Raw genomic sequence first — 16997 nt, 5'->3', positions numbered from 1 at the left:
CATCGATCGATCAGCATAATGCGTTCAGGAGACACCGCATGATCAGGGTCGCCCTCCCCGCCGCTTCGCTTCTCGCGCTCGCCGCCTGCGCCCCCGCCGCCGAAACGCCGCCACAAGGCCCCGGCGAGCAACCTGCCGCCGCCTATATGGCGCTCGGCACCGAGCCCGGCTGGACGCTCGAGATCACGCCGTCGCGGCTCAATTACGACGGCGACTATGGCGAGACGAAGATCATGGTGCCGAACCCCGGCGCGAAGCCGTCGACCAACGGGCGGACCTATACCACCGACCGCCTGTCGGTCGTCGTCCGGCAGGCGCCGTGCAGTGACGGGATGAGCGACCGTCGCTATTCCGACAGCGTCCGCGTCGTCGCCGACGGCAAGGCGCTGCAGGGGTGCGGCGGCAAGATATTGCCGCCCGACACCTTGGCGGGATCGAACTGGACCTTCGTGTCGATCGGCGGCGTGCCCGTCGCGGCGGACCGGCCGACCTCGCTGCAATTCGACGGCAACCGGCTTAGCGGCAGCGCGGGCTGCAACCGCTTTTCGGGCGGCTATTCGGTCGACGGCGGGACACTCAAGGCCGGACCGCTGATGGCGACCGAAATGGCGTGTCCCGGCGCCGGCATGACGCAGGAGGCGGCCTTCTTCAAACTGATGGCTTCGCCGGTCAGCCTGACCTTTGCCGACGACGGCACGCTGATCCTGACCGGGAGCGAAGGCCGGACGGCGGTATTGCGGCGGGTGATTTAAACACCTCTCATCTCCGTTCGTGTCGAGCGAAGTCGAGACACCCATCGGCGGTCCACACCCTCACGGCATCTCGACTTCGCTCAATGCGAACAGGATTTCAGAATGGGCCTATTCGCCCGCGTCGTTCACCGCCGCTGGCGCCGACGCGAGCTTCGCGAGCGGACGCGCCGACTGCTCCGCAACAGGGAGCGCGGGAATTTCCTTGTCGCCGGTTTCGATATCGAGCGCCTCGAAACGTTTCGCCTGCGTCAGCACCTGCGATTCAAAGCTGCCGACGAAGGCATTATACGCCCCCGTCGCCTGATCGAGATTGCGCCCGACCTTGGCGATATGCGCGCCCATCACCGACATGCGCGCGTAAAGCTCCTTGCCGAGCGCGGCGATCTCGCGCGCCTGATTGGCGAGCTTTTCCTGCCGCCACACCGCCGCGACGGTGCGCGCGATCGCGATGAGGTTGGTCGGAGTCGCGAGCAGCACCTTGCGCTCGAACGCATAATCCCAGAGCTCATGGTCCTGATCGAGCGCGGCGGCGAGGAAATGTTCGCCGGGGACGAACATCACGACGAAATCGGGGGTATCGGGAAACTGGTTCCAATAGGCTTTGGCGCCGAGCGTGTTCACATGCGCCTTCATCGCCGCGGCATGTGCGGCGAGGTGCGCCGCCTTCTCGCGTTCGTCGACCGCGCCGAACGCATCCTGATAGGCGTTCAGGGACACCTTGGCGTCGATCACGAGGCTCTGCCCGCCGGGCACCTTCACCACGACGTCGGGGCGCAGCCGCCCGCCGTCGCCGTCGTTTACGCTGACCTCGGTCTGGAAATCGGCATGTTCGGAGAGGCCGCAGCTTTCGAGTACATTCTTGAGCTGCTGCTCGCCCCAGCGCCCGCGCGCCTTGGGCGCGTTGCGCAGCGCGTTGACGAGCTTCGCCGCCTCGCTCGACACGCGTTCGGTGCCCTCGCGCATCGCGGCGATCTGGCCGTGGAGCAGGCCGAAGGCGTCGCGCCGCTCGGCCTCGACCTTGCCGACCGCTTCCTCATATTTTTGCAGGCGTTCGTGGACCGGATTCAGAAGCGCCTTCAGATTCTGCCCCGCCGTCTCTTCGCTCTGGCGAAAGCGCGCGTCGGCGCGTTCGAGAAACGCCTTTTGCGCGCCATCGAGCATCACCTGCCCGACCTCGCGGAACTGCGCGGTGAGCGCCGCCTGCGCGTCCTTCAGCCCCGCAATCTGCGCATCATGCGCTTCGTCGCGCGCTTTCTGCTCGCTGAGCAGCGCGGCGAGCCGGATATCAGCGGCCTTGCGCGCCTCGGCCTCGGCGGCAAGATCGGTCACCGCACTCTTGAACCGCTCCGAAAGCCCGTCGCGCTCGGCCGTGAGCGCGCCCGACTGGCGGCCGGCGAAGAGCCAGCCGATCAGGGCACCGATGGCGAGGGCAACGAGGGCGACGACAAGCGAGGTTGAATCCATAAACGGAACATAGGACGAACAGCGGGTGTTTGGCCAGCGAAGAATGGCGGGCCGCCCGACCGGCAATAGTTTTCCGGGGCGACGCAGCCCGGGTTGCCGCCGCCGGGATTGCATGTGCCGCCCTTCCGGATAGAATGATGCCGACATGATGCGATGGCGCCTCTTTCAATCGCTGCTCCTGCTCGTCGCCGCGGTGCTGCTTGCCGCGGGGCCGGGCAGCCCGCTCTGCACCGCAGCCGCGGCCGCTCAAACCGCCGGCCCCGCCATGGCGGGCTGCGACATGTCTGCGCCTGCGAAGAAAACGCCGCTGCCCGCGCACCCCGATTGTGCGTCGCCCTGCATCGCGATCGCGTGCCCGGCGCCCGATATTGGCTTGGCCAGCCCGGAAAAATTCATCCCGTCCGATACCACAATGGCGCGGCTCGACGGTCTTGATCCGGTTCCCGAAGCCGAACCGCCGCGCTCCTGAATGCGATCCCGATTTCAGTCATTCAAAGGAGCATTTATGAAGAAGATCTTGTTCGGGCTGGCGATCGCGCTGGCCACCCCCGCCGCCGCCCATGCCGCAGAGGCGCCCAAGAAGGCGTGCTGCTGCAAGGAAATGAAGGACGGCTGCTGCTGCGACAAGAAAGGCGAGGACAAGTCCGATCACGCCGATCACAAGGATATGCAGCACTGATATCCGGATCGGGGAGCGCTTGCCGCTCCCCGGTCTTTTTATCCCGGGCCGTTATCCGGACTCGGCCTCGAACGGCAGGATCGCGCGATAAGCGTCGATCCCCGGCGCGCCGCCGACGACCAGGCCTTGTGTGAGCAGCCAGTAATGGCGGACGATCTCGGCCTGTTGCTCCAGCCCATAGCGTTCGAGCAGCCAGCCGGGCTTGAGGCTGTAGCTGTAGGTCGCGAACGGATGGCGCATCAGCACCAGATACCAGCGCCCGCGCGTCTGCGCCTGCCACACATGCGTCATCTCGTGGATGAAAAGCCCCTGCAATCGCTGCGACGCCGCGCTGAAATCGTCGCAATAGAGCTCGCCGTGCGGGTTGAAGTGCAGGCTGCCCATCGGCGCCATGACGATGTGGCGCGGCTGGAAGAATATCCATTTGTCATGGCACACACGCACGCGGTCGTAGGAGATCGCGTCGCCGAACACGCTGCGCGCCAGCGCGACCTCGCCTTGGGTCAGGGAACGCGCGTGGCGCGGCACGCAGACTTATTTCTTGGCCGCGTCCGGCGCCGCCTTGTCAGCGCCATGATCCATCGCGCCATGGTCCATTCCGCCCTCCGCCGCAGCGCCCTCAGCCGGCTTGATCACCAGATCGAACAGGATGCGCTCATTATTGTTGTTGGTGAACACGAACGCCATCGGCAGCTTGCCCGCGCGCACCGCGGCGCCGTTGATGCCCCAGATCATCAGATGCTTGCCGCCCTGCTTGAACACCAGCTCGCCCTTTGCGGGGACGTCGGCGCGGAGCAGCGGCTTCATCGTCACGACGCCATTTTCCTTGACGCTTTCGTGCATCTCGACGCGCTGCGCGAGGTCGGCGGTCACCGCAACGAGCTGGACCGGCTGCGGCCCGCCCTGGACGCGGAAATAGCCGACCGCGGGTCGGTCTGGGGTCGCGCCCATCACGATATGGCCGCTGACGACGTTCAGCGGCTTGGCAGCGACCAGATTATCGCCGCAGGCCGACAGGGTCAGCGCGGTGGCGGCGAGTGCAAGGATCGCAAAAGGTTTCATTTTGGGAGGACTCCGTAAAAGCGCGTCGTTTTCACGCCCTCGATAAGCCCTGAAAGCCCTTGTGCCAAGGATTAGCGCACCTATATCGCCCCCATAAACCCATGGACGGCGTGCCTTTTCAGGGCGCCAGAAAAGCAACAAGGACTGAATACCAATGGCCAAAGTGATCGGGATCGACCTCGGCACCACGAACAGCTGTGTCGCGGTGATGGAAGGCGGAAAACCCAAGGTTATCGAAAATGTCGAAGGCACGCGCACGACCCCGTCGATCGTCGCCTTTGCCAAGGATGGCGAGCGCCTGATCGGCCAGCCGGCGAAGCGCCAGGCCGTCACCAACCCCGAAAACACCGTTTTCGCCGTGAAGCGCCTGATCGGCCGCCGCTTCGACGATCCGATCACCAAGAAGGACACCGAGCTGGTCCCCTACACGATCGTCAAGGGCAGCAACGGCGACGCATGGGTCAAGGCCGGCAACGAAGATTATTCGCCGTCGCAGATTTCAGCCTTCATCCTTCAGAAGATGAAGGAAACCGCCGAAGCCTATCTGGGCGAAAAGGTCGAGCAGGCGGTGATCACCGTTCCCGCTTACTTCAACGACGCGCAGCGCCAGGCGACCAAGGACGCCGGCAAGATCGCGGGCCTCGAAGTGCTGCGCATCATCAACGAGCCGACCGCGGCGGCGCTCGCTTACGGCCTCGACAAGACCGAGAACAAGACGATCGCGGTCTATGACCTTGGCGGCGGCACCTTCGACATCTCGATTCTCGAGGTTGGCGACGGCGTGTTCGAAGTGAAGTCGACCAACGGCGACACCTTCCTCGGCGGTGAAGATTTCGACAGCAAGGTCGTCGAGTTCCTCGCCGACACCTTCAAGAAGGACGAAGGCATCGACCTTCGCGGTGACAAGCTCGCGCTCCAGCGCCTGAAGGAAGCCGCCGAAAAGGCGAAGATCGAACTGTCGTCGGCCGCGACGACCGAGGTCAACCTGCCCTTCATCACCGCCGACGCCAACGGGCCGAAGCACCTCGTCAAGACGATCACGCGCGCCGACCTTGAAAAGCTGGTCGAAGACCTCGTGAAGCGTACGCTCGAACCCTGCAAGAAGGCGATCAAGGACGCCGGCATTTCGGCGAGCGAAATCGACGAAGTCGTGCTCGTCGGCGGCATGACGCGCATGCCGCGCGTCCGCGAAGTCGTGAAGGATTTCTTCGGCAAGGAACCGCACACCGGCGTGAACCCCGACGAAGTCGTCGCGATCGGCGCCGCGATCCAGGCGGGCGTGCTGCAGGGCGACGTCAAGGACGTGCTGCTGCTCGACGTCACACCGCTGAGCCTCGGCATCGAGACGCTGGGCGGCATTATGACCAAGATGATCGACCGTAACACCACGATCCCGACCAAGAAGTCGCAGGTCTATTCGACCGCCGACGACAATCAGTCGGCGGTGACCATCCGCGTGTTCCAGGGCGAGCGCGAAATGGCGCAGGACAACAAGATCCTCGGCCAGTTCGACCTCGTGGGCATCCCGCCGGCACCGCGCGGCGTGCCGCAGATCGAGGTGACCTTCGACATCGACGCCAACGGCATCGTGTCGGTCCACGCCAAGGACAAGGGCACCGGCAAGGAACAGCAGATCAAGATTCAGGCATCGGGCGGCCTGTCCGATTCGGACATCGACCAGATGGTCAAGGACGCCGAACAGTTCGCCGAAGAGGACAAGACGCGCCGTGAGGCGGCCGAGGCGAAGAACAACGCCGAAAGCCTGATCCACTCGACCGAAAGCCAGCTCCGCGAGCATGGCGACAAGGTCGACGCGGGCCTGAAGTCCGAGATCGAAGCCGCAGTCGCCGAAGCGAAGACCGCGGTCGAAGGCGGCGATGCCGCCGCGATGACCGAAAAGAGCCAGGCGCTCGCGCAGGTCGCGATGAAGCTCGGCCAGGCGATCTACGAGAAGGAGCAGCAGTCGGCCGCATCCCCCGGTGCCGACGATGACGCCGGTGCGGCGAAGGCCGACGAAGACGTCGTCGACGCCGAATTCTCCGAAGTCGAAGACGACAAGAAGTAAGAAAATGATCTTCATCCGTCATGCCGGCGAAGGCTGGCATCGCTCTCGGCAAGGCACCGCCAGCCCGATAGCGACCCCGGCTTTCGCCGGGGTGACGGGTTGAAGAGGGGGCCCCTATGTCACTCGACATCGATTATTACGAACTGCTGGAAGTCGAGCGCACCGCCGACGATGCCGCGCTGAAGGCGAGCTACCGCAAGCTCGCGATGAAATATCACCCCGACAAGAATCCGGGGTGCGACAACAGCGAAGCGCGCTTCAAGGCGATCAGCGAAGCCTATGACTGCCTGAAGGACCCGCAGAAGCGCGCCGCCTATGATCGTTTCGGCAAGGCCGGCGTCAACGGCAACGGCGGTTTCGGTGGCGGCAATGGCGCCGATTTCGGCGACATCGGCGATATTTTCGAATCGATCTTCGGCTCGGCCTTCGGCGGCGGGCGCCAGCAGCGCGGCCCCGCGCGCGGCGCGGACCTGCGCTACGACATGGAGATCAAGCTCGAGGACGCCTTTGCCGGCGTGACGCGCGAGATTCAGGTCGATGTCGCGGCGCGCTGCGACACCTGCGACGGATCGGGCGCCAAGCCCGGCACCCAGACCAACCGCTGCACCACTTGCGCGGGCCACGGCAAGGTGCGCGCGCAGCAGGGTTTCTTCATGGTCGAGCGTACCTGCCCGACCTGTCAGGGCGCGGGCGAGGTCATCGCCGATCCCTGCAATTCATGCCATGGCGAAGGCCGCGTCGACCGGCGCAAGACGCTGACCGTCAACATCCCTGCCGGGGTCGACGAGGGCACGCGCATCCGCCTGTCGGGCGAGGGCGAGAGCGGCGCGCGCGGCGCGGCGCCGGGCGACCTCTACATTTTCTTGCACATGGCGCGGCACAAGGTGTTCGAACGCGAGGGCACGACCTTGTTCACGCGCGCGCCGATCAGCTTCACCACCGCGGCATTGGGCGGCGAGATCGCCATTCCGGGCCTCGACGGCAAGAAGCACGACATCGCGATCCCCGCGGGCATCCAGTCGGGCAAGCAGCTGCGCCAGCGCGGCGCGGGCATGCCGGTGCTCAACGGCCGCGGCCACGGCGACCTTGTCGTCCAGATCGACGTCGAGACGCCGACGAGGCTCACCGCGCGGCAGAAGGAATTGCTCTCAGAATTCCGCGAGACAGAGACGGGCGAGGAATGCCCCGCGAGCCAAGGCTTTTTCGGTCGCATCAAGGAAATGTGGGACGATCTGACGGACTAGCCGTCGCCCCAACAATCCTCGTCATTCCCGCGAAAGCGGGAACCCAGTTTGAGCAAACCACGGTAGCCACTGGGTCCCCGCCTTCGCGGGGATGACGAATTTTCTAGCCGATCTCACCCCGCAGCTCGTCGATCAGCGCCTTCACCTTAGGCAAGCGCCCCTCCTCCTCGTCCAGTATCGCATGGAACGCGCGGCGCTTGATCGCCTTCAGATCCTCGCCCGCCAGCGCCCCGTCACCGCCGACGCTCGACGCCACGATGTCGATCAGCCGGTCGGCGCCGTGGAGCCGACCCCACAAATAGTCATTCTCGCGGTACGCGCGGCTGAAGAAGGCGCCGAAGCTGTTGAACTCAACCCCTTTGAGCATCGCCGCCGCGCCGCCGGTGCGGATCGCGGTCGCGTCCGACGGCGAGATGCGGTCGATCTTGATCGGGTCAAATTCGTCGAACCCCTCGCCCTGCAGCAACGGCAAAGTCGCGATGTCGTAAAAGGGGTAGCCGAGATAGGCGAGCAGCAGCGTGCGCCGGTCGCCCTTGGGCATCGCGGCGAGCCCCGCAGCGATCAGCGCATCGGCCTCGCCATCGACCGTGCGGAGGTCGCGCCGCGCCGCGATCGCATCGATCCAGTCGCCGGGCCCGGCGTCGGCGGGCAGGTCGAGGTCGGCGAGCCAGCTGTCGCCCTGCCGGTCGAGATAGAGGCCAAGCGCGGTGAAGATCGCCTCGCGCATGTCCTCGCACACCGGGTCGCGGCCGTCGCGCGTCGCCTCGACCGCGGTGTCGAGTTCGCGCGCGAGGAAACGCAGGCGGCGGATGCGAAAGCCGAGGTCGTGGGTGCGGAAAAAGACGACCGCATCGCTGCTCGCGCCGGCACCTTTTTTCCCCGAAATCCGGTCGAGCCCGCGCGCGCGCGCCTCGTTCCATAACGCAAGGCGCCGGTTCGCCTGGTGCACCGCGCCCTCGGGCGGCAACAGCCGGTCGATCAGGCCCGCCATCTCTTCGATCACCGCCGACAGCTTGAGGTGGCCATAGGGCGCAAAGGCAAAGCCCGCGCGCGCCGCCGCCTGATCCTGCGCCTTGGCGCGCCATTTTTCGAGCCGCGCGACCGTCGGCGTATCGAGAAAGAAGGTGGTGCCGAACAACGCCGCGACCTGTTCCTCGACCTCGACCTTCATCGCGTCGACGATATGCTGCATCCGGCGAATGCGGCGCGACATCCCCTCGATCGCCTCGACATTCTCGCGGATCGGCTGTTCGCGCGGAATTTCGGACAGCGCCCCCAATATCGTCGCCAGAAAACCCGGAAGCCGCGCTCCCTCGCCCGCCACCTGTTCGCCCGGCTTGCCGAAGCTGATCGAGCGATAATCGGGCTTGGGGTCGATATAGACGAAACGGCGGTCGATCTCGCGCCGCGCCGGACGCTGTTTCAGCGCCGCGATCGCGGGCCGGAAGGGCGCATTCGCGAGCACCGAGCCGTCGATCAACACGCGATCGGCGGGATCGCCTTCGCCGCCCGCCGGAAGCTGCGCATGGATGAAAGCCTCGCGGCCCGGCCATGCGATCTGGCGCTTTTCGAGCACGCGGTCGAGTTCGCGCAAGGTGAAGGGCGGAAAGGCACCGGGAAAACTCGCCGTCGCGCGCGCCGCCGCGGTCAGTCCCGGAACATCGTCGAGCCGCTTGCCGAGACGGCTGTCCGCGCGAAAATGCAGCATCAACCGATGCTCGTCCTCGGTCACGCGCGCCGGGCTGTTGAGCGCGAGCGGCACGCTGTGCCCCGCAAAATCGGTGACCGAGACGAACAGGTCGACCGGCTGTCCGTCCGGCACCAGCACCGGCCCGCGCGGCCCCGCATCCATCGCGTCGAACGCATCGAACAGCAGGTTCGTGAAGGTTTCGCCGCCGAAGGGCGGTTCGAACCAGCGCGCGCGGACGAAGCGCGAGAGCTTGACGCGCACCTCGTCCTGCGCGCCTTCGCCGACGGTGCGGTCGATCGCGTTACCGCGCTTTTTCATCATCCAGCCGGCGATCGGCACCGCCCAGAATTTGGTCGCCGCCGACAGCGGCCGTGCATCGGGGTCGATCAACTTGTCGACATCGGCGCCGTCGAGCCACAGGCCGGTCAGCGGGTCGAGCGACTGCCCCGTCGCCAGCGCGCGCGCGAGGAAGATGCCGTTGATGCCCCCCGCGCTGGCGCCCGCGACGATGTCGGCAAGCACACGAAGCTGTACGTTGCTGCGCGCCGCGATTCCCGCGAGCAGCTCGCCATAGACTTTGCCCGCCCCGCTCAGCGGCGCGCCGTCGTGAAAGGCGCGCGACGCCGCCGCAAGCCGCCAGACTTCTTTCGTGATGCCATGCATATAGACGGCGAGGCTGATGCCGCCGTAGCAAATCAGGGCGAAGCGCAGTTCCTTTTCCCGCATTGGCAATCTGATAGCGCGCTTTTCGGCACTGTGGCGATTTTTCCACGAACCCGGGCGAAATGAAAAAATGGTCGCTGCATCGCGGCTTTTTCCTTGCTTATGCGAATTGCTCTCATTAGCGGCGCCTGCGAACAGGAGTTGAGAATGATTCGCAAAATTGCCGCCGCCGCCTTGTTGGGCACCTCGATGTCGTCGCCCGCCTTCGCACAGGACACCGCCCCCGTCGATGCGGACAGCGCGGCCGGCGAGACAATCGTCGTCACCGCGGCGCGCACCATCCTGCCGCCGAGCGCGCTGCCGCTGACAATCGACATCATCGACAAGGATGCGCTCGATCAGCAGATCGCGATTTCGGGATCGGTCACCGACGCGGTCGCGACCCTGACCCCCAGCTTCTCCCCGACGCGCCAGAAGCTTTCGGGCTCGGGCGAATCCTTGCGCGGGCGCTCGCCGCTCTATGCGATCAACGGCATCCCGCAATCGACCCCGATGCGCGACGGCAGCCGCGACGGTTTCACGATCGACGGCTTTTTCGTCGACCGCGTCGAGCTGATCTTCGGGTCGAACGCCTTGCAGGGAATCGGCGGCACCGGCGGCATCGTCAACCAGGTCACCGTCGGCGCGCCGACCGAAGAGGGGATTTCGGGCCGCGTCCTGCTGCAGGGCACCGCCGACAATGATTTTTCGAAGGCCGGGATGGGCGGCAAGGCCGGCGGCCTCTTCCAGTACAAGGCGGGCGCGTTCGACGCGTCGCTCGGCGCAACTTATGAAATCCGCGGCGTCTTTTCCGACGCGAAGGGCCGCCCGATCGGACTCAACCTGACGCAGGGCGAAACGCAGGACAGCAAGGCGACGAATTTCTTCGCACGCCTCGGCTATGAACTGTCGCCGAGCGCTCGCCTCGACCTGATCGCCAGCCGCTACGAGCTGAAGGGCGACGGCGACTATGTCGCGGTCGCCGGCAACCGCACGCTCGGCTTGCCCACCAGCGCGGTGCGCGGCAACCCGCCGGGCAAGTCGGCGCAGAGTCGCACCGAAAGCGTCGCGCTGTCGCTGACCGACACCGACCTTGGCGGCGGCAATTTCGTCAGCCAGATCTTCTTCAACCGCAGCCGCGACACCTTCGGCGGCGAAATCGTCACGCAGGCGACTTTCCAGGATCCGGCGATCGCCCCCGTCGGCACGCTGTTCGACCAGTCGCAGAACCGCAGCCGCAAGCTCGGCGCCAAGTTCAGCTACGAACGCGCGGTCCCCGGCTTCGAGGATCTGACGCTGACGATCGGGTTCGACGCGCTGGTCGACAAGACCGAACAGGCGCTGATCGCGACTGGCCGCCGCTGGGTGCCGCCGAGCGATTTCCGCAGCCTTGCCCCCTTCGGGCAGGCGAACCTGAAACTGTTCGACGGCGTTGTGCGCCTCGCAGGCGGGGTCCGCTGGGAAAATGTGAAGATCAAGATCGACGATTATCGCACGCTCGCGTCGACCACCTTCGTCGCCTGCCCCGCGCCGCCCGCCACGCAGCCCGTGCCGTGCGGCCTCGCAAGCTATGGCGGCGTCGACGTCGCCGGCGGCAAACCGAAGTTCGAGGATTTGCTGATCAACGGCGGCGTGATCGTCGAACCGTGGGACGGCATCCGTGCCTATGCAAGCTATGCCGAGGGCTTCACCGTTCCCGACATCGGCCGCATCACCCGCGCGGTGAACCGCACCGGCATCGATATCGACAATTTCCTCGATATCTCGCCCGTCGTATCGAACAACCGCGAGATTGGCTTCGAAGTGAAGCGCGGCCCGGTCGACGCGAGCGCCGCCTATTTCTGGTCGTCGAGCGACAAGGGCCAGCTCCTCGTCACGGGCGCCGACCGCAACTTCGACGTCCAGCGGCTGCGTGTCGAAATCCAGGGGCTCGAGGTCAACCTCGGCGTCCAGACGCCGATCGACGGGCTCAAACTCAACGTCGGCTATGCGCATCTGATCGGCCGCTTCGACAGCGATGCGGTGCCCGACGGCAAGGTCGACAGCGACCTCGACGGGGTCAACATTTCGCCCGACCGCGTCAACCTCGCGGCGAGCTACAACAGCGGCCCCTTCTCGGCGCGCATCCAGACGCAGGTCTATCTGAAGCGCCGCTTCGACGGCAAGGCGCGCGCCGCCGACGATGCGCGCGGCAGCCCGCTCAAGCTGCGCGACAATGATTTCGGCGGCTACACGCTGACCGACGCCTATGTCCGTTACCAAACGGGCTTTGGCGGGATCAGCCTGTCGGCGCAGAATCTCTTCAACAAGCAATATATCGACTATTCAAGCGACACGCGTCTGCCGAGCGACCAGCTCTCCTATTTCGCGGGCCGCGGGCGCACCTTCACCCTCGGCTGGGACTACAGGTTCTAAAGGGAGGCGTTTCTGATGATGAAGCTGCTCGACACGCTGCACCGCTGGACGGGGGGCCTGATCGGCCTCGTGCTCGCGCTGCTCGGCCTGTCGGGCACGATCCTTCTCTACGAGCATCTGTGGATCGGCTTCCCGGGCACCGGCGACCCGCTGCGCGGCGACCTGACGACGGTCGCCGCGACCACCGAAAGGCTGATGGCGGCGCCGGGCGCGCAGGGCATCATCTATGCCGACGAACGCTTCGGGCTCCACCAGCTCCGCTTCGGCAAGGAAGCGGGCGCCTATGCCAGCCAGTCGGGCGACCTCGTCACGCGCTGGGCGAGCCAGTGGGAGCGGCCGGAACTATGGATCTTCGATTTCCACCACCATCTCTTCGCGGGCGACAGCGGCGAATGGGTGATCGGGATCGCGGGACTCGCCGGGCTGTTCTTCGTGATTTCGGGCGCGATCCTGTGGTGGCGCACGCGCAAGACCTTCCAGCTTCGCCTGTGGCCGAAACGGATGAGCCGCCCGTCGATCGTCATGCACCACCGCGATCTCGGCATCATTGCCGCGCCTTTGCTGCTGATTTCGATCGTCACCGGCACGATGATGATCTTCCGCCCCTTCGCGATGGTGATGATCGCGCCCTTCGGCTCGCCCGCCGAGGCGGCGAAGGCGATCGAGCCGCCGAAATACAAGGGCGGTCCGCTTACCGGAAAGCCCGATTATACCGCAATGCTGGCGGAAGGACGGCGGCGCTTTCCCGACGCCGAATTCCGCATCCTCAGCCTGCCGCGCAAGCCCGGCGACCCGATCAGCCTGCGGATGCGCCAGCAGGCCGAATGGCTTCCCAACGGCCGCTCCACCCTGTGGTTCGACGCCGCGACCGGCGAGCTGCTCGGCGCACGCGACGCGCTCGCGATGCCCAGCGGGGCGCAGGCGTTCAACATGGCCTTCCCGATCCACGCGTCGAAGGTCGGCGGCTGGACCTGGCGTATATTGCTCACTCTCTCGGGCCTCGCGATGACGATGCTCGGCAGCTTTGCCGTGTGGACCTTCTGGTTCCGCCGTCCGAAGCCCGCGAAGCGCCCCGCACCGCGCGCGCTCGCGACGAGCTAAACCCCTTTTCCTCGCACCGCCGCTTTGCGCACCGATTCGCCGTGCGGAAATACTAAGGTATTGACCTAAGTATTTCCGCATTCTAGATCGAAGCCGAAAGGAGCTGCCGCCATGTCGAAAGTCCGGCCCGACGCCCCCGTCACGGCGCAGCCCGCGATGATCGACGGCATCTTCCGCGCGCTGGCCGACCCGACACGGCGCGACGTGCTCGAACGGCTGAGCGAACGCCCGACCTCGGTCAGCGAACTCGCGGCGAAACATGCAATGGCGCTGCCGTCGTTCGTCGAGCACCTCAAAATTCTCGAAAGCTGCGGACTCGTCAGTTCGCGCAAGGTGGGCCGCGTGCGCACCTACAGCCTCGCGCCCGACCGGTTGCGACTCGCCGAAGACTGGCTCGGGACGCAGCGCCGCCTGTGGGAAGGCCGGCTCGACCGCATGGACGATTATCTGCTCAGGCTCAAAAAGGAGGAAAACCGATGACGTTCCCGCTCCCCCAAATCGATCCCGATCTCGACCTGGTGCTCGACCGCGAGATCGACGTACCCGTCGACCTCGTCTGGAAGGTGTGGACCACCCCCGAACATTTGCAGCACTGGTTCGTCCCGAAGCCGTGGACGATCACCGATTGCACGATCGACCTGCGCCCCGGCGGCGCGTTCAACACCGTGATGCGCTCGCCCGAAGGCGAAGAGTTCCCGAACAGCGGCTGCTATCTCGAGGTCGTGCCCCACGAACGGCTGATCTTCACCGATACGTTGCTCCCCGGCTTCCGCCCTGCGCCCGCGCCCTTCTTCACCGCCGGGCTGTTCCTGACCCCGCACGGCAGCGGCACGCGCTACAAGGCGATCGCGCTCCACGGCGATTCGGCGGCGCGGCAGAAGCATGAGGAAATGGGCTTCCACGACGGCTGGGGGACCGTGGTCAGCCAGATGGTCGATTATATCAAGGCGATGTGACGTGATGGCCGGGCCGGACAACAGGCGCCTGCTCGCGGCCGGTGTCGCGGCGGGGATATTCTTTTTCGCCGTGACCATCGTCGAGATATTCGCACGGCCGGGCTTCGATATCGCGCGCCACGCAATCAGCATGCTCAGCCTCGGCCCGCGCGGCTGGGTGATGAAGGCGGTTTTCATCGTCTCGGGGCTGCTCGTGCTGGCCTGTGCGCTCGGGCTGCGCCGCGCTACCGGGCGAATCGCGGGGCCGGTGCTGGTCGCGCTCTATGGGGCCGGGCTGGTCCTCGCGGGGCTGTTCGATGCGCCGCCGGGGCTCGGCTTCCCGCCCGGCACCGCCGCCGATCAGCAGCCGGTGATGACGACCGAAGCGATCGTCCACAGCATCGCCTTCATGCTCGCCTTCGGGTCGCTCATCATCGCCTGCTTCGTCTTCGCTTTCGGCCTCTGGCGCGTGGCGGACCGCGGCGCCGCGATGCTGTCGGCGCTGGCCGGCATCACGATGCCCGTGCTTATCCAGCTAGGCATGGCGGGCATGATCGCGACCGGCGTCGCCTTCTACCTCGCGGCGATGCTCGCATGGATCTGGCTCGGCTGGATCGCATTGCGCCATCGCTGACCCGGCGGGCGGGCGGCGGGATCGCACTTTCCTAATTTGCGGGCAGCCCTATATCCTGCTCGCCCCCATGACCCGCGCCCGCGTCCTCCTCCTCACCGCCGCCCTCGGCCCGCTTGACTATCGCGTCCCGCGCGAAAGCGAAGCGCCGCTGGGGAGCGTCGTGATCGCACCGCTCGGCCCGCGGCGGCTAGGCGGCGTGGTGTGGGAGGATGCAAGCTTCGGCGCGCCCGAGGCGGTCGGCGACAACCGCCTCCGCAATCTCTACGAAGTCGTCGCCGTCCCGCCGATCGCCGCGCCGCTCCGCCGCCTCGTCGAATGGACGAGCGACTATTATCTCGCGCCGCCCGGCGCGGTGCTGCGCATGGTGCTGCCCGGGGTCGCCTTCGCCGATGCGCGCCGCCCGATCGTCGAATATCGCGCGACCGGCGAACTGCCTGCACGGATGACGCCGCAGCGCATCGTCGCGCTCGAGGCGATCGGCGAACGGCAAGGCATGGTGCGCGAACTCGCCGCGATCGCCGAGGTCAGCGACGCGGTGATCCGCGGGCTCGTGAACACCGGTGCGCTCGAGGCGGTGACCGTGTCGGCCGACCAGCCCTATCCCGAACCCGACAGCGGCTTCGCCCCGCCCGACCTCTCGGACGAACAAACCACCGCCGCGGCGCAGCTGCGCGACGCCGTACATGCCGAGAAATTCGACACGCTGCTGCTCGACGGCGTCACCGGATCGGGCAAAACCGAAGTCTATATGGAGGCGATCGCCGCCGCGATCGACGCGGGCAAGCAGGCGCTGGTGCTGCTCCCCGAAATCGCGCTCACCGAACCGATGCTGACGCGTTTTACCGCACGCTTCGGCTGCGAGCCGGTGGCGTGGCACTCGGGGCTGCGCTCGGCCGAGCGCCGCCGCGCCTGGCACGCGATCGCATCGGGCGACGCGCGCATCGTCATCGGCGCGCGCTCGGCGCTGTTCCTCCCCTATGCCCGGCTCGGCGTGATCGTCGTCGACGAGGCGCATGAGACGAGCTTCAAGCAGGAGGATGGCGTCCATTATCATGCGCGCGACGTCGCGGTGATGCGCGGACATTTCGAGGGGCTGCCGGTGATCCTCGCGAGCGCGACCCCCGCGCTCGAAAGCCTCGCGATGGTCGAGGCGGGCCGCTATCGCCACATCCAGCTCCCCGCGCGCTTCGGCGGTGCGACCTTGCCCGATCTCGCGGCGATCGACATGCGGCAGGACCCGCCCGACCGCGGCCGCTGGCTCGCTCCGCCGCTCGTCGACGCGCTCGCCGACCGGCTCCAGAAGGGCGAGCAGAGCCTGCTCTTCCTCAACCGCCGCGGTTTCGCGCCGCTGACCCTCTGCCGCACGTGCGGCCACCGCATCCAGTGCCCGAACTGCACCGCGTGGATGGTCGAGCACCGGCTCGTCCACCGCCTCGCCTGCCATCATTGCGGCCATGTCATGCCGCCGCCGCGGCTCTGCCCCGAATGCGAGGATGAGGACAGCCTCGTCGCCTGCGGCCCCGGCGTCGAGCGTGTCGCCGACGAGGTCGCACTGCGCTTTCCCGAGGCGCGCGTCGCGATCGTCACCTCGGACACGCTCTGGTCGCCCGCGAAGGCCGCCGAGTTCGTCGATAATGTCGAGGGCGGGCTGATCGACATCATCATCGGCACCCAGCTCGTCACCAAGGGCTATCATTTCCCGAACCTCACGCTCGTCGGGGTCGTCGACGCCGACCTCGGGCTCGACGGCGGCGACCTCCGCGCATCCGAGCGCACCTTCCAGCAGATCGCGCAGGTCGCGGGGCGCGCCGGGCGCGGGGTCAAGCCCGGCGAGGTGCTGATCCAGACGCGCGTGCCCGAGGCGCCGGTGATGGCCGCGCTCGTCGCGAACGACCGCGACGGCTTCTATTCGGCCGAGGCCGCGGCGCGGAAATTTGCCGGTGCGCCGCCCTATGGCCGCTTCGCCGCGCTCGTCATCTCGTCGGAGGATATCGAGGTCGCGCGCGGGCAGGCGCAGCGGCTCGGGCAGAAAGCGCCGGTTGCCGAAGGGCTCGCGGTCTATGGCCCCGCCCCCGCGCCGCTCGCGATGCTGCGCGGCCGCCATCGCTTTCGCCTGCTGCTTCACGCGCCGCGCAGCTTCGACCTGCAAGGCACGATCCGCGACTGGGTGAACAGCGTCGACTGGTCATCGAAGGCGCGCCTCGCGATCGATATCGACCCCTATAGCTTTGTTTAGCCGTAACAGGGCTTTACA

General features: G+C 66.5%; 15 protein-coding genes. 11 read left to right on the top strand and 4 right to left on the bottom strand.

Annotation, left to right across the window (positions count from 1 at the left end; all coding sequences use genetic code 11):
* Positions 1-38 precede the first annotated feature (38 nt).
* On the top strand, positions 39-752 hold the full coding sequence (locus V8J55_RS07850; RefSeq protein WP_336445092.1) for an META domain-containing protein: 714 nt from the start codon (positions 39-41) through the stop codon (positions 750-752).
* A 108-nt stretch (positions 753-860) separates the two neighbouring features.
* On the opposite strand, the gene V8J55_RS07845 is transcribed toward V8J55_RS07850, so the two are convergent.
* Positions 861-2216: a DNA recombination protein RmuC gene (locus tag V8J55_RS07845; RefSeq protein WP_336445091.1), complete on the bottom strand. Its 1356-nt coding sequence runs from the start codon at positions 2214-2216 to the stop codon at positions 861-863.
* A gap of 145 nt (positions 2217-2361) precedes the next feature.
* On the opposite strand from V8J55_RS07845, the gene V8J55_RS07840 reads away from it, so the two are divergent.
* Together V8J55_RS07840 and V8J55_RS07835 are read left to right on the top strand one after the other, a co-directional pair.
* Positions 2362-2685, top strand: a complete 324-nt coding sequence (locus V8J55_RS07840; RefSeq protein ID WP_336445090.1) for a hypothetical protein — start codon at positions 2362-2364, stop codon at positions 2683-2685.
* A 36-nt stretch (positions 2686-2721) separates the two neighbouring features.
* Positions 2722-2895: a hypothetical protein gene (locus V8J55_RS07835; RefSeq protein WP_336445089.1), complete on the top strand. Its 174-nt coding sequence runs from the start codon at positions 2722-2724 to the stop codon at positions 2893-2895.
* A gap of 51 nt (positions 2896-2946) precedes the next feature.
* On the opposite strand, the gene V8J55_RS07830 is transcribed toward V8J55_RS07835, so the two are convergent.
* On the bottom strand, positions 2947-3423 hold the full coding sequence (locus V8J55_RS07830) for a vgr related protein (RefSeq protein WP_336445088.1): 477 nt from the start codon (positions 3421-3423) through the stop codon (positions 2947-2949).
* A 6-nt stretch (positions 3424-3429) separates the two neighbouring features.
* Positions 3430-3957, bottom strand: coding sequence for a copper chaperone PCu(A)C (locus V8J55_RS07825; RefSeq protein ID WP_336445087.1), 528 nt, complete (start codon positions 3955-3957; stop codon positions 3430-3432).
* A gap of 154 nt (positions 3958-4111) precedes the next feature.
* Between V8J55_RS07825 and dnaK the strand changes: the two genes are divergently transcribed.
* Together dnaK and dnaJ are read left to right on the top strand one after the other, a co-directional pair.
* Positions 4112-6022, top strand: coding sequence for a molecular chaperone DnaK (gene dnaK / locus V8J55_RS07820; protein ID WP_336445086.1), 1911 nt, complete (start codon positions 4112-4114; stop codon positions 6020-6022).
* 116 nt (positions 6023-6138) lie between these two features.
* The gene (gene dnaJ, locus V8J55_RS07815; RefSeq protein WP_336445085.1) at positions 6139-7266 is read left to right on the top strand and encodes a molecular chaperone DnaJ; all 1128 of its coding nucleotides are present in this window, start codon (positions 6139-6141) and stop codon (positions 7264-7266) included.
* 103 nt (positions 7267-7369) lie between these two features.
* Here dnaJ and V8J55_RS07810 read toward each other — a convergent pair whose 3' ends face one another.
* Entirely contained in the window at positions 7370-9682 is a 2313-nt protein-coding gene (locus V8J55_RS07810; protein ID WP_336445084.1) for a patatin-like protein, read from the bottom strand.
* A gap of 144 nt (positions 9683-9826) precedes the next feature.
* Here V8J55_RS07810 and V8J55_RS07805 point away from each other — a divergent pair, with 144 nt between their 5' ends.
* The 6 genes from V8J55_RS07805 to V8J55_RS07780 all read left to right on the top strand — a co-directional run bounded on the left by V8J55_RS07805 (position 9827) and on the right by V8J55_RS07780 (position 16979).
* On the top strand, positions 9827-12073 hold the full coding sequence (locus V8J55_RS07805) for a TonB-dependent receptor (RefSeq protein WP_336445083.1): 2247 nt from the start codon (positions 9827-9829) through the stop codon (positions 12071-12073).
* An 18-nt stretch (positions 12074-12091) separates the two neighbouring features.
* Positions 12092-13174 (top strand): PepSY-associated TM helix domain-containing protein, encoded by a 1083-nt coding sequence (locus V8J55_RS07800; protein WP_336445721.1) that lies wholly within the window; start codon positions 12092-12094, stop codon positions 13172-13174.
* A gap of 111 nt (positions 13175-13285) precedes the next feature.
* Positions 13286-13654 carry an ArsR/SmtB family transcription factor gene (locus tag V8J55_RS07795; RefSeq protein ID WP_336445082.1) on the top strand — a complete coding sequence of 123 codons (369 nt, stop codon included), beginning with the start codon at positions 13286-13288 and terminating at the stop codon, positions 13652-13654.
* The gene (locus tag V8J55_RS07790) at positions 13651-14130 is read left to right on the top strand and encodes an SRPBCC family protein (protein WP_336445081.1); all 480 of its coding nucleotides are present in this window, start codon (positions 13651-13653) and stop codon (positions 14128-14130) included. The genes V8J55_RS07795 and V8J55_RS07790 overlap by 4 nt, the downstream gene beginning before the upstream one ends.
* Before the next feature lie 4 nt (positions 14131-14134).
* Positions 14135-14743, top strand: coding sequence for a DUF998 domain-containing protein (locus V8J55_RS07785; RefSeq protein WP_336445080.1), 609 nt, complete (start codon positions 14135-14137; stop codon positions 14741-14743).
* Positions 14744-14810: 67 nt separating this feature from the next.
* Entirely contained in the window at positions 14811-16979 is a 2169-nt protein-coding gene (locus V8J55_RS07780) for a primosomal protein N' (protein WP_336445079.1), read from the top strand.
* Positions 16980-16997 lie beyond the last annotated feature (18 nt).

Source organism: Sphingopyxis sp. CCNWLW2 (assembly GCF_037095755.1).
In the GTDB taxonomy this organism is placed as follows: domain Bacteria; phylum Pseudomonadota; class Alphaproteobacteria; order Sphingomonadales; family Sphingomonadaceae; genus Sphingopyxis.
Note: the sequence above shows the minus strand (reverse complement) of the source record. Positions and strands in the feature narration are given on the sequence as shown.